Raw genomic sequence first — 17826 nt, 5'->3', positions numbered from 1 at the left:
AAGGACGCGACAGCGCCCCCGATGAGGCGCCGCTTCGGTTGAGACATGCCGATCTCCCGTGATGCGCAGGCCCTTAGCAGCACACCGTTCTCTCTCCAAGCCAACCGGCTGCGGCGGAAGGTCCCCGGCCAAGCCTCAGGCGGCCAGGAGCTCTGGCAGAGCTTCGACCGGCAGAACCGGTGAAGCGATCCCGGCGTCCAGTCGCATGACCTTGTTGCAGTGGTCGCGAATGGTGTCGAGGTCATGGGACGCGAGGACCAGAATGCCCGCGCGCTCGACGATCTCGTTAAGCCGCTGATGGGCGCTGGCCCGGAATTCGGCGTCGCCCACGGCGATCCACTCGTCCATCAGGACGACGTCGGGCTGGATGGCCGTGGCGGCGGCGAAGGCGAGCCGCGCCGTCATGCCCGCGCTGTAGGTCTTCAGAGGCAGGGCGAGGTAGGGACCGAGGCCCGAAAACGCCGCGATGTCGTCCATGCGCCCGGCGATCTCCGCTTCGCTCATGCCGCTCAGGAGGCAGCGCAGGCGCACGTTCTCCAGACCCGTCGCGTCGGCGTCGAGGCCAAGGTTCAGGTCCAGGAAGGCCGCCACGCGCCCGTGCACCTCCACCCGACCGCGGTTCGGCTCGTAGGCGCCGGCCAGGCACCTCAGGAGGGTTGTCTTGCCGGCGCCGTTGGGGCCCACAAGACCCAGGCGGTCTCCGGGGCGCAGAACCATGCTGAGCCCGCGGAGCGCGCTCACCACGTTCACCTTCGCCCCGTCGAGACCCAGGCGGCCGCCGACCGTCGCTGCGGCGACGTGCTTCTTCAGGGAGCGGGCGTCGGTCCCGTAGACCGGGAACGACAGGTCGAGCTCCTGGACGACGATCAGGCTCATGGCGCGCCTCAGAGGAAGTGGACGATACGCCGCCGGGTTCGGGCGAACACAAACATGGCCAGTCCCCAGCTGATCATGAGGCTGATCGTCAGGACGGGCCAGCTTCGCGGATCCAGAGCATGGCCGATCAGCGGCGAGCGAACGACGTCGATATAGTAGTAGAAGGGATTGTAGCTCAGGAAGGCGTGGGAGCGGCCGACCTGGCTGGTCATCCAGAAGATCGGCGTCATGAACATCATGAACTGGATCACGGCCATCACCACCTGCGGGATGTCGCGGAAGCGCGCCGAACCGATCGCCACGAGCATCACCAGCGGCGCCATCAGCAGCACCAGGCCCAGCAGCCCGAGCACCGACAGCAGGACATTGCCAGGCGGCGCGCCCACCACCAGCAGCACCACCACGATGATCACGGCATGGTGCGCGAGCGTGAGCAGGTTCCGGAAGACCGTGCGCCAGATGAAGGTGAACATGGGCAAGGCGGTCTGGCGCAGGATGCCGGCGCCATTGATGAAGCTCTCGCAGCCTTCCCCCAGTGTGCTCGCCAGGAAGGTCCAGATCACCAGGCCGCAGGCCAGGTGCGGCAGCAGCACGTCGGTGTCCACCTTGAACAGCGTCGCGTAGAGGGTGCCGGTGCCGGCGATGACCACGCCCATCGACAAGGTGATCCAGAACGGTCCCAGGATCGAGCCGCGATAGCGCGCAGCGATGTCGTGTTTGGCCAGCGCCCAGGCAAGGCCAAGTTGGCGAAGCGACTGGGTCAGGTCCGCGAGCGCACGCTGGAGCTCGGAACCGATCCCCCGGGCGCCGGTTCGCAGGATGTGCGGCGTCTCCGACATTCTCCACTCCAGGTTGGCTGCGCCTCCTTGGCATGCGCGGCGGCGGGCGTCCACCAGCGCCGCGGGCGCGTCGGCCCAAGCCGCCGACCTCGTGCCGAAATGCCGCATCTGCGAGAAGCGGTGCGGCGCCCAGCGCCTGAGAACTGTGCTATCGATCCGTCGCCACAACTTTGGGGGAAGGCCATGGCCCGGATCACGCTTCGACAGCTCCTCGACCACGCCGCCGAGCACGGCTACGGCGTGCCGGCCTTCAACATCAACAACATGGAACAGGCGCTGGCGATCATGGAGGCCGCCGAGGCCACCAACGCGCCGGTGATCATGCAGGCCTCGCGGGGCGCGCGGTCCTACGCCAACGACGTGGTGCTGAAGCACCTGATCGACGCCATGGCCGAGATGTACCCCGACATCCCGATCTGCATGCACCAGGACCACGGGAACAACGAGGCCACCTGCGCCACCGCGATCCAGTACGGCTTCACCTCGGTCATGATGGACGGCTCGCTGATGGCCGACGGCAAGACCCCGGCCGACTACGACTACAACGTCCGCGTCACGCGCAACGTCGTGGACATGGCCCACTGGGTCGGCGCCTCGGTGGAAGGCGAGCTCGGCGTGCTGGGCAGCCTCGAGACCGGCATGGGCGAGAAGGAGGACGGCCACGGGTTCGAGGGCAAGCTCGGCCACGACCAGCTGCTGACGGATCCCGACCAGGCCGTGGAGTTCGTGAAGGCGACCGAGGTCGATGCGCTGGCCATCGCCATGGGCACCAGCCACGGCGCCTACAAGTTCACCCGTAAGCCCGACGGCGACGTGCTGGCCATGCACGTGATCGAAGAGATCCACCGCCGCCTGCCCAACACCCACCTGGTGATGCACGGCTCCTCCTCGGTGCCGCAGGAGCTGCAGGAGATCATCAACAAGTACGGCGGCGAGATGCCCCAGACCTGGGGCGTGCCGGTGGAAGAGATCCAGCGCGGCATCAAGCACGGCGTGCGGAAGATCAACATCGACACCGACAACCGCATGGCCATCACCGGCGCCATCCGGAAGGTGTTCGCCGAGAAGCCGGGCGAGTTCGACCCGCGCAGCTACCTGAAGCCCGCCAAGGAAGCCATGCGCAAGGTCTGCATCCAGCGCTTCGAGGAGTTCGGCACGGCCGGCCACGCCTCGAAGATCAAGCCGCTGCCTCTGTCGGCCATGGCCAAGCGCTACGCCGCGGGCGAACTGGCCCCGCAGATCGGCATCACCCGGGTCGCCGCGGAGTAGCGAGCCCCGCCGGTGGGCGTCATGTCAGCGCTTCTGCTCACGCCCGACGGGGCGGCCCTGTACGCACCCAGCCGCCCCACCCTGTGGCAGCGCCGATCTCGCCGCGGCGGACCAGCGGTGGTTGCGTCGGAACGGGCACTTGCGCCGCGGGTCGGGGCAGGGCTCTAGTCGCGCCATGAGTCTGGTCGACGCTGGACAGATCGCCCAACCAGGCTGCCCGCAGCCGCAGCCGCAGGCGCCGCCGCTCGCCGGGCGCCCGGCGCTGGCCCGCGGCCTGCAGCGGGCCTGCGACCTCGCGCTCGCCGGCGGCGTGTTCCTGGCGCTCGTCCCGCTGATGCTGGTGATAAGCCTGTGCATCCTTGTCGCCGACGGGCGGCCTTGCCTCTTCCGGCAGGCCCGCATCGGCCGGGGCGGGCAGGTGTTCCAGTGCCTGAAGTTCCGCACGATGGCGCCGGATTCGGAACGCCGGCTTCGCGACATCCTCGCGTCCGACCCTTCCGCCCGCACCGCCTGGGCGCGTGACCACAAGCTCATCCGCGATCCCCGGGTCACGCCGCTTGGTCGCGTGCTGCGCAAGCTGAGCCTCGACGAGCTGCCGCAGCTGATCAACGTCCTGCGCGGCGACATGGCGTTGATCGGGCCCCGCCCGATCGTGGCCGAGGAGATCCCTCGCTACGGCCGCTACTTCGCCTACTACATAGCGGTGAAGCCCGGTCTCACGGGGCTCTGGCAGGTGAGCGGCCGCAGCCGAACCACCTACCGTCGGCGCGTGGCGGCGGACTGCTACTATGTGCGGCGGCGCAGCCTGCGCCTGAAGCTCTGGATCCTCTTCCAAACCATACCGGCCGTACTGCTGGCGGAAGGTTCGGCATAGGCCGCGGTTCCTGCCCTGAAACGCTCGCCCCATGACACCCCCGTCAAAGTGGGTTCCAGCGTGCTTGCAGCCAAGGCTCCTGACCCGTAGGAGCAGGTGAGGGCGTCGGGCGTCCGGCCACAGCCGGGCGAGAGTGGGGCGGCATGAGTTATTCGCTGCAGGAAGTTCTTGGCATCGTGCTCTTCGTGGGCGTGGCGGTGCTGGTTTTCATGCTCTTTGATCGGCCGCGCCGCGTGGCGCGGAGGGAGCACGCGGCCGAGCCGGTGGGCTTCGTCGATCCGGTGGGCAGCGGGGCGGCGACGGACCTGCACGCCCGCATCGACGAGCTCGTGGAGCGATACGACGCTGTGGTGGACGCACCGCCGCCGCCGCGGCAGACGCCCACCGATCCTTTCCGGCGATTGGCCCAACGCGAGCTTCAGCCGCTCCTAGATGACGTCGCGCGCACCATCACCGCCCGTGGACACCGAGCGGAGGTCACGCAGCGCGAGGAGGCCGGGCGACTGGTTCTCAAGTTGGAGGTGAGCCCGCGCGATCATCCCGCAGACCAGCCTGCCCCCTACATCGAACTGATGCCGGCCGCCGGCGGGGGCGTAAGCGTGCTGCAGGGCGGTTCGACGCCGGGACCCGCCGACGAGAATGGGCGGCGGTCGGAAATCAGCTGGCGCGATGTCTCTGCCGACGAGGTCAGCCATGAGATCCGCCGCTTCCTGGAGACAGTCTTCGTGCGCTTCTCGCGGTGACCACGTCGCGGCCGGTGGACGCGCCCCGCGTCCGGAACAGAGAAAGGGTTCCTGTGCGCCACGAAAATGCTCTGAAGCCCGGCGATTCGCTGCTCGAACTCCTGCATCAGGCTCAGCAGGTGGCCGCAGCCCTCTATGTCGCCGAGACCCCCGACGGACACCTGACGCCGCGCCAGTACACCGTCATGGCGGGGATCGCCGCTGAGGAGGGCGTGTCACAGGCGCAGCTCGTGGCGCGGACCGGCATCGATCGCTCCACCATGGCGGTGATGACCTTGCGCCTGGCCCGCAAAGGGCTGCTGGAACGGCCGATGTCGACCAGCGATCGGCGCCGCCAGGCCCTGCGGCTTACGCCGGCCGGTCACGCGGTCCTGAAGGAAGCGCAGCCCAGGATGGCCCGGGCCAATCAGCAACTTCTCAGTCTGTTGCCCAGGGGCCGCGGCGAGGCCTTGCACGGCCTGCTGGCGATGCTGCTCGCCAGGTCAGCACTGGCGACGGGCCCCACGCCTGGCGCGCCGCCGGGGAAACAAACAAAGCGTCGCGAATCACTGGCATTGGATTGACAAGGCCAAGCTTGCGGACTTCCTGCCGTGACGGCGGTGGCGTGCAGCCCCGCAGCGACGCGGGCGCCGGCATGGGCCGCCGGTGGAAGGGACAGATCTTTGGGGGCGGACTTTCTGGATCTGAGCGGCGCCTCGGGCGCGGTCTACCGCTTCCGGCTCTGGGCCGGCGGCGGCAGCCACCCGCGGGTCCCCGGCAACTTTGTGCATCTGGCGCGCGCCGGCGGCCGTTGGCGCGTGCTCCACATCGGCCTCAGCCATGATCTTGCCCGCACCTGCCTGGAGTGGGATCGCGAGCCGGCCGCCCAGCGCGCCGGGCGCAGGTTGGCGACCCGACTGAATGTGTCCGGCGCCATTCGACGAGCAGAAGACGCAGACCTGCAGGCGAAGCACGGAGCCCCCGGCGTCCCTGAAGTCTCAGCACAGGAGCGGAGATGACGAAGCGCGTTCGTAAGGCCGTCCTGCCGGTGGCTGGGCTGGGCACCCGTGTGCTGCCCGGGGCCAAGACCACGCCCAAGAACCTGCTCAACGTCGTCGACCGGCCGATCCTGTCCTACATCGTCGAGGAGGCGCGAGCCGCCGGCATCGAGCACTTCGTGTTCATCGTCGGCCGCGGTCAGGGCGCCATCGAGGACTACTTCGACGCCTCGCCGGAGATCGAGCAGGCGCTGGAAGCCAAGGGCAAGACCGCCATCCTGGAGGAGGTGCGCAGAGACCTGCCGCAGCCGGGCCAGATGAGCTTCATCCGCCAGATGGCGCCCCTGGGGCTCGGCCATGCGGTCTGGTGCGCCCGCGACGTGATTGGCGACGAGCCGTTCGCGGTCATGCTGCCGGACATGCTGATGGCCGCCGAGACGCCGGCGCTCGCCCAGGCCGTGGCGGCCTACGACAAGGTGGGCGGCAACATCGTGGTGGTGGAGCCGGCGCCTGAGGGCGAGGCCCACAAGTACGGCATCGTCGCCCTGGACGGACAGGACGGCCGGCTGAACCGTATGACCGGCATGGTCGAGAAGCCCGCCCCCGGGACGGAGCCCTCCAACCTGTTCATCTCCGGCCGCTACATCCTGCAGCCGGACATCTTCGAGATCCTCGAGACCCAGGAGCGCGGCGCGGGCGGCGAGATCCAGCTCACCGACGGCATGGCCAACCTCATGAAGCGCCAGGACTTCCATGCGCTGGAGTACGAGGGCACGACCTACGACTGCGGCGACAAGATCGGCCTGCTGCGGGCCAACGTCGCCTTCGCGCTGCGCCGGCCGGACCTCGCCGAAGCGGCGCGCGCGGCGATCGCCGAACTGCTGCAGGCGGGCGCGGCCTGAGGGCATGGCCGGCGGTTCGGGCGACCCTTGTGCTTCCGGCGTGCGGCGGCATGATAGTCCGATGCAGCGTTATGCCGTACGGCCCGATTCGTCGGGCTACACCGTCATGGATCTCGACAAGGGCGGCCCCGCAACGCTCGGCGGAATGACCCAATCGGGGCTCTCGAAAGCGGATGCGGAGCATACGGCCGCGGTGCTCAACGGAGACACGCCGGTCCCCGAGCCGCAGCTCGTCCTTCCGCGGCGCTAACGGCCCGTGCTTCGGCCTCGAGCCGGGCGCCCCGCCCCGACGTGAGCCTGTTGAAGGTTCCAGGAGACGCCTCAATCCATGTCCGCAACACCCTCGCATCCGGCTGAAGCGGGCGGCAGCGAACGCCTGCGACGCAGCACCGACTTCGACACCCGGCTCGGTCACGTCCTGCGGGCGCGCCGGCGGGAGAAACGCATCAGCCTGCGGGTCCTGGCGGAGGCCTGTGGCGTCAGCATCGTGCAGTACCGGAAGTACGAGATCGGCGTGGACCGCATGCCCGTGTCCCGCCTCATCGAGGCGGCGGATTGCCTGGGCTTCGCGCCGGGCGAGCTCATCGCCCAGGCGGCGCTGGGGCAGGCGGATCCCGCGCCGGCCCCGCACGGCGCGCTGGTGAGCGCAAGGCTGCCCGAGAGCGCTACGGGCACGGCGTGGGCTGGCCTGGGGGAGGCTGGGGAGGCGGCGCTGGCCGCCATCGCCCGGCTCAGTTCACCGGAGCGCGCGCGCCTGCTGGCCGTCCTGCAGCTCCGGTACGGCTCAGACGGTCGCTACTGGTGAGCCCCTCGCCGCCTGAAGGGCGGCGGTGACGATCTCGCGCGCATCCGCCTGCACCGCGTGCAGGTGCTCGGGGCCTCGGAAGGACTCCGCATAGATCTTGTAGACGTCTTCCGTGCCCGACGGTCGAGCGGCGAACCAGGCGTCGGCGGTGACGACCTTGAGGCCGCCGATCGGGTCGCTGGTGGCCGGCGCGCGGGTCAGGACGCTCAGGATCGGCTGACCGGCAAGTTCATCTTGGCGCACATCCTCCGGACCGAGCGTCGCCAGCCGCGCCTTCTCGCGCGCTGTCGCGGGCGCGTCACTGCGCGCGTACGCCGCCGCGCCGTGCCGGGCCTCCAGCTGACGATAGCGCGTGCTCGGGCTGCAGCCGTCCGTCGCCTGCATTTCTGCGGCGAGCAGGGCGAGCAGGATCCCATCCTTGTCGGTGGTCCAGGGCCGCCCGTCGCGTCGCAGGAAGCTGGCGCCCGCCGACTCCTCGCCAGCGAAGGCCAGCTCTCCGGCGAGCAGGCCCGGCACGAAATACTTGAAACCGACGGGTGTCTCGTAGAGGCGGCGGCCCAGCGCGCTTACCACGCGGTCGATCATCGCCGACGAGACCAGGGTCTTGCCGATCGCGGCTCTGCCGCCCCAGTCCGCTCGGCGCTCGCCCAGATAGCTGATGGCCGCCGACAGAAAATGATTGGGGTTCATCAGCCCGCCGTCGGGGGTGACGATGCCGTGCCGGTCGGCGTCGGCGTCATTGCCCACGGCGATATCAAATCGGGCTTCGGCCTGCATGCGCTGGCGCAGGCCCGCCATGGCGAAGGGTGACGAACAGTCCATCCGGATACGCCCGTCTGCATCCAGAGGCATGAAGCTCCACCGAGGGTCGACCCGCGGGTTGATCACCTCCAGCTCCAATCCGAACCGATCTGCGATGGCGCCCCAGTAGGCGACGCTGGCGCCCCCTAAGGGGTCGGCGCCCATGCGTACGCCGGCGCTGCGGATCGCCGCCAGGTCGATCACCATCGGCAGCTCGGCGATATAGGCGTGCAGGAAGTCGTAGCGGCGCGCCGTCGCATGGGCCTGCCCAAAGGGGGCGCGGGGCGTCTGTGACAGACCGCTGGCCAGCAGCGCGTTGGCGCGATCGGCGATCCAGCGGGTGACGTCGCCGCCGGCCGGCCCGCCGTGGGGCGGGTTGTACTTGAACCCGCCGTCACGCGGCGGGTTGTGCGACGGCGTAAGCAGAACGCCGTCGCTGACCGCCGCCCCGGCCGCCGCGTTGGTGGCCAGAATGGCCCGAGAGACCGCCGGCGTCGGCGTGAACCCGCCAGCGGCGTCGATGTAGACATCGACACCGGCGGCCGTGAACACCTCAAGCGCCGTGCGCCACGCCGGCTCGGAAAGGGCGTGGGTGTCGCGCGCCAGGAACAGCGGTCCGGTGATGCCGACGCTCTGCCGATAGTCTGCGACGGCGCGGGAGATGGCGATGATGTGCGCTTCGTTGAAGGCGCCGTCGAGGCTGGAACCGCGATGCCCTGAGGTGCCGAACGAGACTCGCTGTTCGGGTCGGGTGGGGTCCGGCGTCACCGCCTCATAGGCCCGCAGCAGCGCGTCCAGGTCCACGAGGTCTTCCGGGGCAGCCGGCTCGCCGGCCCGCGGGTGTGTCATGTCAGCCTCTTCCGAGTGGCCGCGGTGGAACGCCGCTGACGCGCCTGACGCCAGGACGGGCGCATCCCTGAGCGAGACAAGGCGGTTCTCACACCGCTACGCGCGTCCTGGCCGGCGCGAGGTGTCGCCGGGTTCGCCCGATGGCCAGGCGGGCGGCGCCGACGGAATCGCTCGCGACGCCTCGACAGTATCGGGGTTCGCCCCGGCGCCAAGCGCGACGTGGGGGCGCAGCGAAATCTCAGGGTCGGCCGGGGCGCTCGGCGCAAGTCTTGCCAGTCGGTTGACGAGCCGGGTGGCGCGTGTTGGTGTGTGGCCGCGCTTCGCGTCCGCCAGACATCGTCCCACCCTGCCCCAAGCTGTGGTCGCGGAGCGCACCCCGCACCGCCTCTCCCCACACCGCGTCAGCGAACTCCAGCCGGTCCCTTGTGCGCCAGGGCCGCGAAAACGTCGGCGAGGCGCGCCGACGAGGGGTCGGAGGGCGCGGACGGAGCCCGGCCATAGGCGGCAAGCGCCAGGGGCGGCTCGGGGGTGCTGGCGGAGGAGGCCTCAGGTTGGTCCGGGCTGGACCGGGAGACAGCGGCCCGGAAACTGCGGGGCTCCGCCGCCGTCTGTGGCGTCGCCGGCTCGCGATCGGACGACGGCGTCGCGCCGGCCGTGGCGAGCCGCGCAAGGACCGGCCAGCTCGGGCGCGCCGGCGGCGTGTCCGCGTCGAAGGTGCGATAGGTGACGGCGCCGCCCAGCCTGTGGATCAATGCGTCGATGTCACTCATGGTCCCGTGCTCATGCCTGCGCGGGCCAACGCACATCCAGGCTGGGAGGTTTCGGCTGCGCCGCTCCGTTGCGCCTCCGATGGACGACGCTCAGCCGCACCCGCCGCCTAGCGCTCGGCCGCCGCCGTCGGGTCTGGACCCTGGCCGCCAGGCCACGGGTGGCGGGCGGACCCGCCCGCGCTGGCCGACCCTCGGCGCCGACCACCGCCTGCGGCCTCGTCCGCGACAGGTTCGGCTGACGTTCGGCCGCGGGACTCCGACCCGCCGCGCCCGGCGCACCGCCGGCCGTGTCGCCTGGGCGAAGCCGACGCACCGGACGGGGACGTGACCACGCGCGCGACGGTCCGCCTTCAACTAGCGGGCGCTGAGCGCGGCCTGCGCGAGCATTCGGGTGTGCGAGGACACCAGCGCCTCACGATCGACCCAGGGGAAGCCCGGCCGGGCGATGAGCAGGGCGACCAGGCCATGCACGCCCGCCCAGAGGGACTGGGCGAGCCGTTCCGGGTCGTCGGTGCGGCTCAGTCCGGCGGCATGCAGGTCGATCACCAGTTTCCGCATGATGTCGAAGGCGCGCTTGCCCGGCTTGGACAGGTCTGGCTCGCAGGGAGAGGACAGTCGCCCAAGCGGGCCCTCCAGCATGAAGGCCACGCGGTACGCGTCCGGGTTGTCCAGTCCGAAGTCCACGTAGATCCGCAAGGCCGCCGCGATCGACGGGACGTCCGTCGGGGTGAGCGGGAACCCCGCATAACGCGCCTCAAGATCCCGAAAGGCGCGCGCGTGCAGCTCCGCGGCGATGTCGTCCTTGGAGGGGAAGTAGGCGTAGAGCGTCGCCTGGGAGATCCCCACCGCCTGGGCGATCTGGCGCGTGGAGACGCCATGCAGACCAAGCTCCCCGAACAGACGCAGCGCGGCGGCGAGGATTTCCTCGCGCCGCTCGCGCCCGCCGCCTTTCGGCTTGCGCGGCGATCGCGGAAGGGTGGCTGTCATGCGGCTGTGGTCGCTCAGTCGCGCTGGCTTGACAACCGCCCGCGCAAGCCGATCACTGATCGTCTATCATCGATCGGTCAAGTGGGACGCCGTGCCGAAAGCCTCCGCCGCAGCTGCGGTTCTTCTTCTGGCCCTGGGGGGATGCGGTGTGGCGGCGAAGCCCCCGGAGCCTGTGGCGGCGCCGGTGGTTCAAGCCGTGCGTGTGGCGGCGGGCGAGGGGCCAATCACCATCCAAACCACAGGACGGGTCGCGCGCAGGCGGGAGGTGGACCTGTCCTTCCGCGCGTCGGGCGTCGTCACGAGCATCCGGGCGGAGCAGGGCCAGGCGGTGCAAGCCGGACAGATCCTGGCGACCCTCGACCCTACGGGCCTGGCCGCGGCCGAGCAGCGCGCCGCCGCCGAGTTGGAGCGCGCCCGGCGCGATCTCGCCCGCGATCAGGCGCTCTTTGAGAAGGGCTTTGTCAGCCGCCAACGGCTGGACGACCGCAGCAGCGCTTTGCAGGCCGCGCAGGCCAGTTACAGCGCCGCCGCGTTCGATCGCCGCTGGGCGACCTTGGTCTCCCCGGTCACCGGCGTGGTGCTCGAACGCGCGGCCCAGGCTGGGGAGGTGGTGCAACCGGGACAGACCGTGCTGCGCGTGGCCGACCAGCAGAGCCCGCTGGTTCTCTGGGCGCCGGTGCCCGACCGGGAGGTTGACCGTATCCGGCCCGGCGCCAGCGCCTCGGTGGAGCTGGACGGCGTGACAGGGGCGTTCCCGGGACGCGTTGTGCGGGTCGGCGAACGGGCCGGCGCGCGGACAGGCGTGATCGACGTTGAGATCGAACTCGCGCCGAGGATCGGGCTGCGGAGCGGCCAGATCGCCCGCGCACGCATTGCTGCGGCGCAACCGCCCAGCGCCGCCGGCGCCCTTACGACGCGCATTCCGGCGGAGGCGATCGTCGAGGCGCAAGGCCGCACAGCCGCCGTGCTCGTGGTGGACGCGGGCGGCAAGGCCCGCCGGCGCACCGTGAGCTTCGGCGGCTTCGAAGGCGACCATGCCCTGGTGGGCGGGCTTGCCGGCGGCGAGCACGTGATCACCGCCGGCGCCGGCTTTGTCTCCGACGGCGATGCCGTGCGGGTCGTCGACCCGCACCGAGGAACGTCGCAAGTGACGGCCGGGCGATGAGGGTCGACATCGCCGACTTCGCGGTCCGGCGCTGGCAGTTCACGCTGGTGGCCTTCGCCCTGCTGGTCATGCTCGGGCTCAACGCCTTCAACACCACCCCGCGATCCGAAGACCCGCACTTCCCCATCCCGACCATGGTGGTGCGCGCCGTTCTGCCCGGCGCCGAGCCTGCGGATATGGAGCAACTGGTCGCCGACCCCATTGAGGACGCGCTCTCGGGTCTCGACGACGTCGACGACATCGCGTCGACCAGCCAGGACGGCGCGACCGTGGTGTCGGTCAACTTCACCTGGGACGTGGACCCGGAGCGCAAGTACGACCAGGTCGTCCGGGAGGTGAACGCCCTGCGCAGCACGCTGCCGCAGGGCGTGACCCTGCTGGAGGTGCGGCGCGCCCGCACGACCGAGGTGGCCATCGTCCAGGTGGCGCTGACCAGCGAGTCCTTGCCCATGCGCCGGCTGGAGAAGGTCGCCGAGCGGCTGCGCGAGCGACTGGACCGGGTCGGCGGGGTGCGACGATCGGAAGTCTGGGGCGCGACCTCATCTGAGCTTCGCGTCGCCCTCGACCTCGGTCGCCTGGCCGAGCTTCGTCTGCCGCCCACGGCCGTCGCTGACGCGCTTCGGGCGGCTGGCGCAGACGCGCCGATCGGCGCGGTGCACGTCGGGGAGCGACGCTTCAACGTGAAATCCGGCGGCGCCTTCCGCAGCCTCGAGGATGTGGCCGACACGCCGGTGCGGGAAATCGATGGCCAGGTCGTGCGGGTGCGTGATGTGGCGCAGGTTCAGTGGGCGGAGGCGGAGGCCCAGCACCTGGCGCGGTTCAACGGGCGACGCGCGCTCTTCGTCACCGCCACCCAGAAGGACGGCGCCGACGTCGCCAAGGTGACCCAGGCGATCGAGGCGGCGCTTGCGGAGTTCGAGCGCACCCTGCCAGGGGGTGTGAAGCTCGAGCTTGGCTTCGTGCAGGCGAAGAACGTGGAGCATCGGCTGGGCAAGCTCTTCCGGGACTTCGCGATCGCGCTTGGCCTGGTGACGATCACCCTCCTGCCGCTGGGTCTCCGCGCGGCCGGCGTGGTGATGGTCTCCATCCCGCTCTCGTTGCTGATCGGACTGGCCTTGCTGCAGGCCCTCGGCTTCACGGTCAATCAGCTCTCTATCGCCGGCTTCGTGCTCGCCCTGGGGCTGCTGGTCGACGACAGCATCGTCGTCGTGGAGAACATCGCGCGCCACCTGCGCATGGGCATGGAACGCACCGCCGCCGCCATCACGGCCACGCGGCAGATCAGCCTGGCCGTGGTGGGCTGCACGGCCACGCTCATGCTCGCGTTCCTGCCGCTCCTGGCCCTTCCCGGGGGCTCGGGCGCCTACATCCGCTCCCTGCCCGTCACGGTGCTCTGCACCGTCGGCGCGTCGCTGGTGGTCTCCCTCACCATCATACCCTTCCTCGCCAGCCGCTTTCTTTCGCGGCGGGAAGATCCTGAGGGGAATGCGGCCTATCGGGCGGTGAACAGCGCCATCCACCGCCTCTATAGCCCGCTGCTGCATGGCGCGCTGGCGCGCCCGTGGATCACCCTGGCGATCATCGGCGCAATCTGCCTGACCACGATCCCGTTGCTCGGCGCCATCGGTACGAGCCTCTTCCCGCCCGCAGAGACCCCGCAGTTCCTGGTCCGGGTCGAGACGCAGGAGGGGACGTCGCTGGCTCGGACGGACCAAGCCCTGCGGTACGTGGAGAGCCGACTGGCGCAGGAGCCTGATGTGGCCTGGACCGCCGCCAACCTGGGGCGGGGCAATCCGCAGATCTTCTACAATCAGACCCAGCGCCAGCCCCAGGCCAACTATGCGGAGGTCTTCGCCGCCCTCGAGGGCTGGCGGCCGGGCCGCAGCGAGCGGGTGTTGGACCGCCTGCGCGCCGAGTTCGCCCTCTACCCCGGCGCGCGGATCAGCCTGATCACCTTCGAGAACGGTCCGCCCGTCGAAGCGCCCGTGGCCGTTCGACTGAGCGGCGAGAACATGGCCGTTCTGAAGGCCCTCGCCGGGGAGACCGAGCGCATCTTGAAGGCCACACCCGGCGCGCGGGACGTGAACAACCCGCTGAGCGTCGACCGGACGGATCTGGAGCTCGGCCTCGATGAGGGCAAGGCGGCGGCCCTCGGCGTGCCGGCCGGCGCCGCGCGGCGCGTCGTCCGGCTGGCGCTTTCCGGCGAGGAGACCGCGCGCTTCCGTGATCCGGACGGGGACGACTACCCTGTGCGCGTCCGTCTGCCCATGGCCACGCGCAACGAGCTCTCCGCACTTTCGGAGATCTACCTCCCGACCTCGGCCGGCGAAGCGGCGCCGCTGCGCACGGTGGCCGAGCCGCAATTTCGGTCGAGCCCGGCTCAGATCACCCGCTTCAACCGTGAGCGGACGGTGACGGTGACGAGCCAGGTGCAAACCGGCCACCTCACCTCCGCCGTCACCGAGCAGGCGAGCCAGGCGCTGAAGACGCGTCTGCAGCTGCCGCCGGGCTACCGCCTGTCCTTCGGCGGCCAGGCCGAGGCGCAATCGGAAAGTTTCGCCGGCCTGGGCGCGGCGATCGCGATCGCCATCTTCGGCATCCTGGCCGTGCTGGTGCTGGAATTCGGAAAATTCCGAACCGCCCTGGTGGTGGCGGGGGTGATTCCGCTCGGGCTCTTCGGGGCCGTGGCCGCGCTCTGGCTGACCGGCAACGCCCTGTCCTTCACCGCCACGATCGGGCTGGTGGCGCTGATCGGGATCGAGGTCAAGAACTCGATCCTGCTGGTGGACTTCACGGAGCAGCTGCGACGCCAGGGCGCGCCCCTGCGCGAGGCCATCGAGCGCGCGGGGGAGGTGCGCTTCCTGCCGGTCCTCCTCACCTCTGTCACGGCGATCCTGGGGCTCCTGCCCCTGGCCCTGGAACGCTCCGGGCTCTATTCGCCCCTGGCCATCGCGATCATGGGCGGGCTCGTGACGTCCACCCTGCTTTCGCGCGTGGCGACCCCCGTCACCTACTGGCTGCTGAGCCGCGGCGGCGCGGCGGCGGCGCCGGAGGCCGAGACGCCGCTGCCGCAGGCGGCCTGAGCGACGCGGCGTGCGATCGGGGCGCCCCGCGCCGGGAGGCGATCGACCACGACGCATGAGCATTGCGCGCGGGCGCTACGGGTGAACACGGACGTGCACGTCCGCTCCCGGCCGCTTGGCGCCGGCGCGGTGGCGGCCTCCGGCCCTGGCGCGGCGGCCAGGGCGCGGGCGCGAGACGTCGGCCAAGGCGCCGCCTCACGCTGCTCCGCGCTGCGGCCGTGCGCCCACCGGTGCTCTGCTCACACCTTCAGGACGCCCTGCGCAGGGCTGCTGGCGCCCTAGGCCTTGACCACGTTGCCGAGCGACAATCCCCGCCGCTGCATGGCGTTGCGGGTGTCGATGACCAATCGGGCCTCCTGCAACAGGGCGTAGTCCACCGCGTCGTGATCCGTGGAGATCAGGACCGCATCGAAGCCGCGCAGGGCGTCGGCGGTCAAGGCCACGGATGGGCGGCCGGCGAAATCGAGGTGCTCGCGGGTGAAGGGCGCAACGGGCACATGGGGGTCATGGAACGCCACCCGGGCGCCGCGGCTCTCGAGCAGCTCCATGAGTTTGAAGGACGGGCTCTCGCGCACGTCGGCGACATTCTTCTTGTAAGCGAGGCCGATCAGCAGAATGCGGGACGCGCTGAGGGCCAGCTGCCGGCGGGCGTCCAGCGCCCGGGCCAGCGCCTCCACCACCTGGTGGGGCATGGCCGTGTTGATCTCACCGGCAAGCTCGATGAAGCGGGTGGGGGTTCCGAATTCACGGGAGCGCCAGGTCAGGTAAAAGGGGTCGATGGGGATGCAGTGCCCGCCGAGCCCTGGGCCGGGGTAGAAGGGCATGTAGCCGAACGGTTTGGTTTTGGCCGCCTCGATCACCTCCCAGATGTCGATGCCCATGGCGCTGTAGATGGTCTTGAGCTCGTTCACGAGCGCGATATTGACGGCGCGGAAGACGTTCTCGGTGATCTTCACCGCCTCGGCGACGTCGGGGGAGGAGACCGGCACGACCTGCTTGACGATCGCGCCGTAAAAGGCCTGCACGAGGTCTGAAGCCTCGGGCCCATCGCCAGCGACGACTTTCGGGATGGTGGCCGTGTTGAAGGCCGTGTTGCCGGGGTCCTCGCGTTCAGGCGAGAAGCCAAGGAAGATGTCCACGCCGCACGAAAGACCGCTTGTCTCAAGAAGCGGCTTGAGCACTTCGCGCGTGGTCCCCGGGTAGGTGGTTGACTCCAGAACGACCAGCTGGCCCGGCCGCAGTCGGCCGGCGATTTCCCGGGCGGTGGACTCGATGAAGGAGAGGTCCGGGTCGCGGTTGCGGCCGAGCGGCGTGGGAACGCAGATCACGATCACGTCGCAGTCGCCAAGGTGGTCGTACGCCGAGGTCGCCGAGAGACGTCCGTCCTCCACCAGATCGGCCAGTTCGCCGCTTGTCACAGCGTCGATATAGGACCGCCCGGCGTGGATCTGCTCGGGCTTGGCAGGGTCGATGTCGAAGCCGAGGGTCCGGAAGCCCTGACGCGCGGCGGCGACCGCGAGCGGCAGGCCCACATAGCCCAGGCCGATGACGCCGACAGTGGCCGTAAGGTCGATGATGCGGGCGCTCAGAACTTCGAAGGGCGTTCGGTCGGCCATGAATCCTGTCCTGTGGCGGTGTCCTTCGCGGGCGCGGCCGCCGAGGTCAAGCGGGCTGCTGGCCGTAGAACTCCAGATACCAGTCGACGAAGCGGCCGACGCCCTCCTCCAGCGGCGTACTCGGCGCGTATCCCAGAGCCGCCATGGTCGCGCGGACATCAGCTTCGGTGTTGACGACGTCCCCAGGCTGCATGGGCATCAGGTTCAGCACCGCCTTGCGCCCAAGCTTCTGCTCGAAGACTTGGATGTAGCGCATCAGATCGACGGGCTGGCTGTTGCCCAGATTCAGGATGCGCCAGGGCGCGACCCCGCTGGTGGCGGGATCGGGGGCTGTGGCGTCCCAGGACGGATCCGGCTCGGGAGGACGATCCAGCGAGAGCACCAGCCCCTCGACGACGTCGTCCACATAGGTGAAATCGCGCTGCATCCTGCCGCCCCCGTAGAGATCCAGGGGTCGACCCTCGAGGATGGCGGTCAGGAACTTGAAGGGCGACATGTCCGGCCTTCCCCAGGGACCGTAGACCGTGAAGAACCGGAAGCCCGTGCACGGGATCCTGTAGAGGTGGGCATAGGCATGGGCCATCGCCTCGTTCGCCGCCTTGGTGGCGGCGTAGAGGGTGAGGGGGTGCACGGCGTGATCATGGACGTCGAAGGGCAAGCGCGCGTTCGCGCCGTAGACGGAGCTGGTGGAGGCGTAGACCAGATGCTTCGGCTGCACCGCGCGGCAACCTTCCAGCACATTCAGAAAACCCACGAGGTTGGAGTCCACATAGGCGTGCGGGTTCTCCAGGCTGTAGCGGACGCCCGCCTGGGCGGCGAGGTTGACCACGTGAGTGGGGCGCACGTCGCTGAACAGAGCCGCAACGCCCGCCCGGTCCGCCAGATCCAGTCGCGCGTGCCGGTACCCGGGGGTTCCCTGAAGCCGTTCGAGGCGGGCCGCCTTCAGCTGCGGGTCGTAGTAGGTGTTCAGGTTGTCGAGGCCGACCACCTCGTCGCCTCGGGAAAGCAGGCGGCGCGCCAGATGGTAGCCGATGAAACCGGCTGCGCCGGTGATCAGGATGGCCATGCGGACTCACTTGTGACGGGGCTTGGCTATCGCATGGAATGGCCATGAAGGCGAAGCCAGTGGGGCGGCCCAGCCGCACGACCGTTGCGCTGAGGGATTCATCGTCAGGACGATCAGCGCCGCGACGCGCATCGAGACAAGCGGATGAGGCGACAGGGCGAGGTGGCTGCGGGTGGTCTTCGCCCGCCACCGGAACCCGCTAAG

At 69.9% G+C, this 17826-nt stretch carries 16 protein-coding genes; 9 read left to right on the top strand and 7 right to left on the bottom strand.

What is annotated here, in order from left to right:
- Window positions 1–135 precede the first annotated feature (135 nt).
- Window positions 136–876, bottom strand: a complete 741-nt coding sequence (locus ACE3Q8_RS07210) for an ABC transporter ATP-binding protein (protein WP_374469582.1) — start codon at window positions 874–876, stop codon at window positions 136–138.
- A gap of 8 nt (window positions 877–884) precedes the next feature.
- Window positions 885–1715, bottom strand: a complete 831-nt coding sequence (locus ACE3Q8_RS07205) for an ABC transporter permease (protein WP_374469581.1) — start codon at window positions 1713–1715, stop codon at window positions 885–887.
- A gap of 183 nt (window positions 1716–1898) precedes the next feature.
- On the opposite strand from ACE3Q8_RS07205, the gene fba reads away from it, so the two are divergent.
- The 7 genes from fba to ACE3Q8_RS07170 all read left to right on the top strand — a co-directional run bounded on the left by fba (window position 1899) and on the right by ACE3Q8_RS07170 (window position 7285).
- Window positions 1899–2984: a class II fructose-bisphosphate aldolase gene (gene fba / locus ACE3Q8_RS07200; RefSeq protein WP_374469580.1), complete on the top strand. Its 1086-nt coding sequence runs from the start codon at window positions 1899–1901 to the stop codon at window positions 2982–2984.
- 175 nt (window positions 2985–3159) lie between these two features.
- Window positions 3160–3858: a sugar transferase gene (locus ACE3Q8_RS07195; RefSeq protein ID WP_374469579.1), complete on the top strand. Its 699-nt coding sequence runs from the start codon at window positions 3160–3162 to the stop codon at window positions 3856–3858.
- Window positions 3859–4001: 143 nt separating this feature from the next.
- Window positions 4002–4601 carry a hypothetical protein gene (locus tag ACE3Q8_RS07190; protein ID WP_374469578.1) on the top strand — a complete coding sequence of 200 codons (600 nt, stop codon included), beginning with the start codon at window positions 4002–4004 and terminating at the stop codon, window positions 4599–4601.
- A gap of 53 nt (window positions 4602–4654) precedes the next feature.
- On the top strand, window positions 4655–5164 hold the full coding sequence (locus tag ACE3Q8_RS07185) for a MarR family winged helix-turn-helix transcriptional regulator (protein ID WP_374469577.1): 510 nt from the start codon (window positions 4655–4657) through the stop codon (window positions 5162–5164).
- A 431-nt stretch (window positions 5165–5595) separates the two neighbouring features.
- Entirely contained in the window at window positions 5596–6480 is an 885-nt protein-coding gene (locus ACE3Q8_RS07180; protein ID WP_374469576.1) for a UTP--glucose-1-phosphate uridylyltransferase, read from the top strand.
- 61 nt (window positions 6481–6541) lie between these two features.
- On the top strand, window positions 6542–6730 hold the full coding sequence (locus tag ACE3Q8_RS07175; RefSeq protein ID WP_374469575.1) for a hypothetical protein: 189 nt from the start codon (window positions 6542–6544) through the stop codon (window positions 6728–6730).
- Window positions 6731–6808: 78 nt separating this feature from the next.
- A complete protein-coding gene (locus ACE3Q8_RS07170; protein WP_374469574.1) occupies window positions 6809–7285 on the top strand; it encodes a helix-turn-helix domain-containing protein in 477 nt (158 codons plus the stop codon).
- Here the strand turns inward: ACE3Q8_RS07170 and pgm are convergent.
- The 3 genes from pgm to ACE3Q8_RS07155 all read right to left on the bottom strand — a co-directional run bounded on the left by pgm (window position 7265) and on the right by ACE3Q8_RS07155 (window position 10692).
- Window positions 7265–8935, bottom strand: coding sequence for a phosphoglucomutase (alpha-D-glucose-1,6-bisphosphate-dependent) (pgm, locus tag ACE3Q8_RS07165; RefSeq protein ID WP_374469573.1), 1671 nt, complete (start codon window positions 8933–8935; stop codon window positions 7265–7267). The genes ACE3Q8_RS07170 and pgm overlap by 21 nt on opposite strands.
- A gap of 401 nt (window positions 8936–9336) precedes the next feature.
- A complete protein-coding gene (locus tag ACE3Q8_RS07160; protein WP_374469572.1) occupies window positions 9337–9705 on the bottom strand; it encodes a hypothetical protein in 369 nt (122 codons plus the stop codon).
- Window positions 9706–10059: 354 nt separating this feature from the next.
- The gene (locus ACE3Q8_RS07155) at window positions 10060–10692 is read right to left on the bottom strand and encodes a TetR/AcrR family transcriptional regulator (protein ID WP_374469571.1); all 633 of its coding nucleotides are present in this window, start codon (window positions 10690–10692) and stop codon (window positions 10060–10062) included.
- Here ACE3Q8_RS07155 and ACE3Q8_RS07150 point away from each other — a divergent pair.
- Together ACE3Q8_RS07150 and ACE3Q8_RS07145 are read left to right on the top strand one after the other, a co-directional pair.
- Complete coding sequence (locus tag ACE3Q8_RS07150) at window positions 10691–11857, top strand: efflux RND transporter periplasmic adaptor subunit (protein ID WP_374469570.1); 1167 nt, start codon at window positions 10691–10693, stop codon at window positions 11855–11857. The two genes, ACE3Q8_RS07155 and ACE3Q8_RS07150, sit on opposite strands and share 2 nt — an antisense overlap.
- On the top strand, window positions 11854–14940 hold the full coding sequence (locus tag ACE3Q8_RS07145; protein WP_374469569.1) for an efflux RND transporter permease subunit: 3087 nt from the start codon (window positions 11854–11856) through the stop codon (window positions 14938–14940). Before ACE3Q8_RS07150 ends, ACE3Q8_RS07145 begins: the two co-directional genes overlap by 4 nt.
- Window positions 14941–15218: 278 nt before the next feature.
- Here ACE3Q8_RS07145 and ACE3Q8_RS07140 read toward each other — a convergent pair whose 3' ends face one another.
- A complete protein-coding gene (locus tag ACE3Q8_RS07140) occupies window positions 15219–16556 on the bottom strand; it encodes a nucleotide sugar dehydrogenase (RefSeq protein WP_374469568.1) in 1338 nt (445 codons plus the stop codon).
- A 46-nt stretch (window positions 16557–16602) separates the two neighbouring features.
- Window positions 16603–17622: an NAD-dependent epimerase gene (locus tag ACE3Q8_RS07135; protein ID WP_374469567.1), complete on the bottom strand. Its 1020-nt coding sequence runs from the start codon at window positions 17620–17622 to the stop codon at window positions 16603–16605.
- Window positions 17623–17826 lie beyond the last annotated feature (204 nt).

This window comes from Phenylobacterium sp., assembly GCF_041913825.1.
Taxonomy (GTDB): domain Bacteria; phylum Pseudomonadota; class Alphaproteobacteria; order Caulobacterales; family Caulobacteraceae; genus Phenylobacterium.
The sequence above is the reverse complement of the archived record's forward strand: the minus strand, read 5'-3'. Positions and strand labels throughout refer to the sequence as shown.

Excerpts from the sequence above, each read along its gene's own strand:
- ACE3Q8_RS07210 (WP_374469582.1), bottom strand. The coding sequence starts at position 876 with ATGAGCCTGATCGTCGTCCAGGAGCTCGACCTGTCGTTCCCGGTCTAC.
- ACE3Q8_RS07205 (WP_374469581.1), bottom strand. The coding sequence starts at position 1,715 with ATGTCGGAGACGCCGCACATCCTGCGAACCGGCGCCCGGGGGATCGGT.
- fba (WP_374469580.1), top strand. The coding sequence starts at position 1,899 with ATGGCCCGGATCACGCTTCGACAGCTCCTCGACCACGCCGCCGAGCAC.
- ACE3Q8_RS07195 (WP_374469579.1), top strand. The coding sequence starts at position 3,160 with ATGAGTCTGGTCGACGCTGGACAGATCGCCCAACCAGGCTGCCCGCAG.
- ACE3Q8_RS07190 (WP_374469578.1), top strand. The coding sequence starts at position 4,002 with ATGAGTTATTCGCTGCAGGAAGTTCTTGGCATCGTGCTCTTCGTGGGC.
- ACE3Q8_RS07180 (WP_374469576.1), top strand. The coding sequence starts at position 5,596 with ATGACGAAGCGCGTTCGTAAGGCCGTCCTGCCGGTGGCTGGGCTGGGC.
- ACE3Q8_RS07175 (WP_374469575.1), top strand. The coding sequence starts at position 6,542 with ATGCAGCGTTATGCCGTACGGCCCGATTCGTCGGGCTACACCGTCATG.
- ACE3Q8_RS07170 (WP_374469574.1), top strand. The coding sequence starts at position 6,809 with ATGTCCGCAACACCCTCGCATCCGGCTGAAGCGGGCGGCAGCGAACGC.
- pgm (WP_374469573.1), bottom strand. The coding sequence starts at position 8,935 with ATGACACACCCGCGGGCCGGCGAGCCGGCTGCCCCGGAAGACCTCGTG.
- ACE3Q8_RS07160 (WP_374469572.1), bottom strand. The coding sequence starts at position 9,705 with ATGAGTGACATCGACGCATTGATCCACAGGCTGGGCGGCGCCGTCACC.
- ACE3Q8_RS07150 (WP_374469570.1), top strand. The coding sequence starts at position 10,691 with ATGCGGCTGTGGTCGCTCAGTCGCGCTGGCTTGACAACCGCCCGCGCA.
- ACE3Q8_RS07155 (WP_374469571.1), bottom strand. The coding sequence starts at position 10,692 with ATGACAGCCACCCTTCCGCGATCGCCGCGCAAGCCGAAAGGCGGCGGG.
- ACE3Q8_RS07145 (WP_374469569.1), top strand. The coding sequence starts at position 11,854 with ATGAGGGTCGACATCGCCGACTTCGCGGTCCGGCGCTGGCAGTTCACG.
- ACE3Q8_RS07140 (WP_374469568.1), bottom strand. The coding sequence starts at position 16,556 with ATGGCCGACCGAACGCCCTTCGAAGTTCTGAGCGCCCGCATCATCGAC.
- ACE3Q8_RS07135 (WP_374469567.1), bottom strand. The coding sequence starts at position 17,622 with ATGGCCATCCTGATCACCGGCGCAGCCGGTTTCATCGGCTACCATCTG.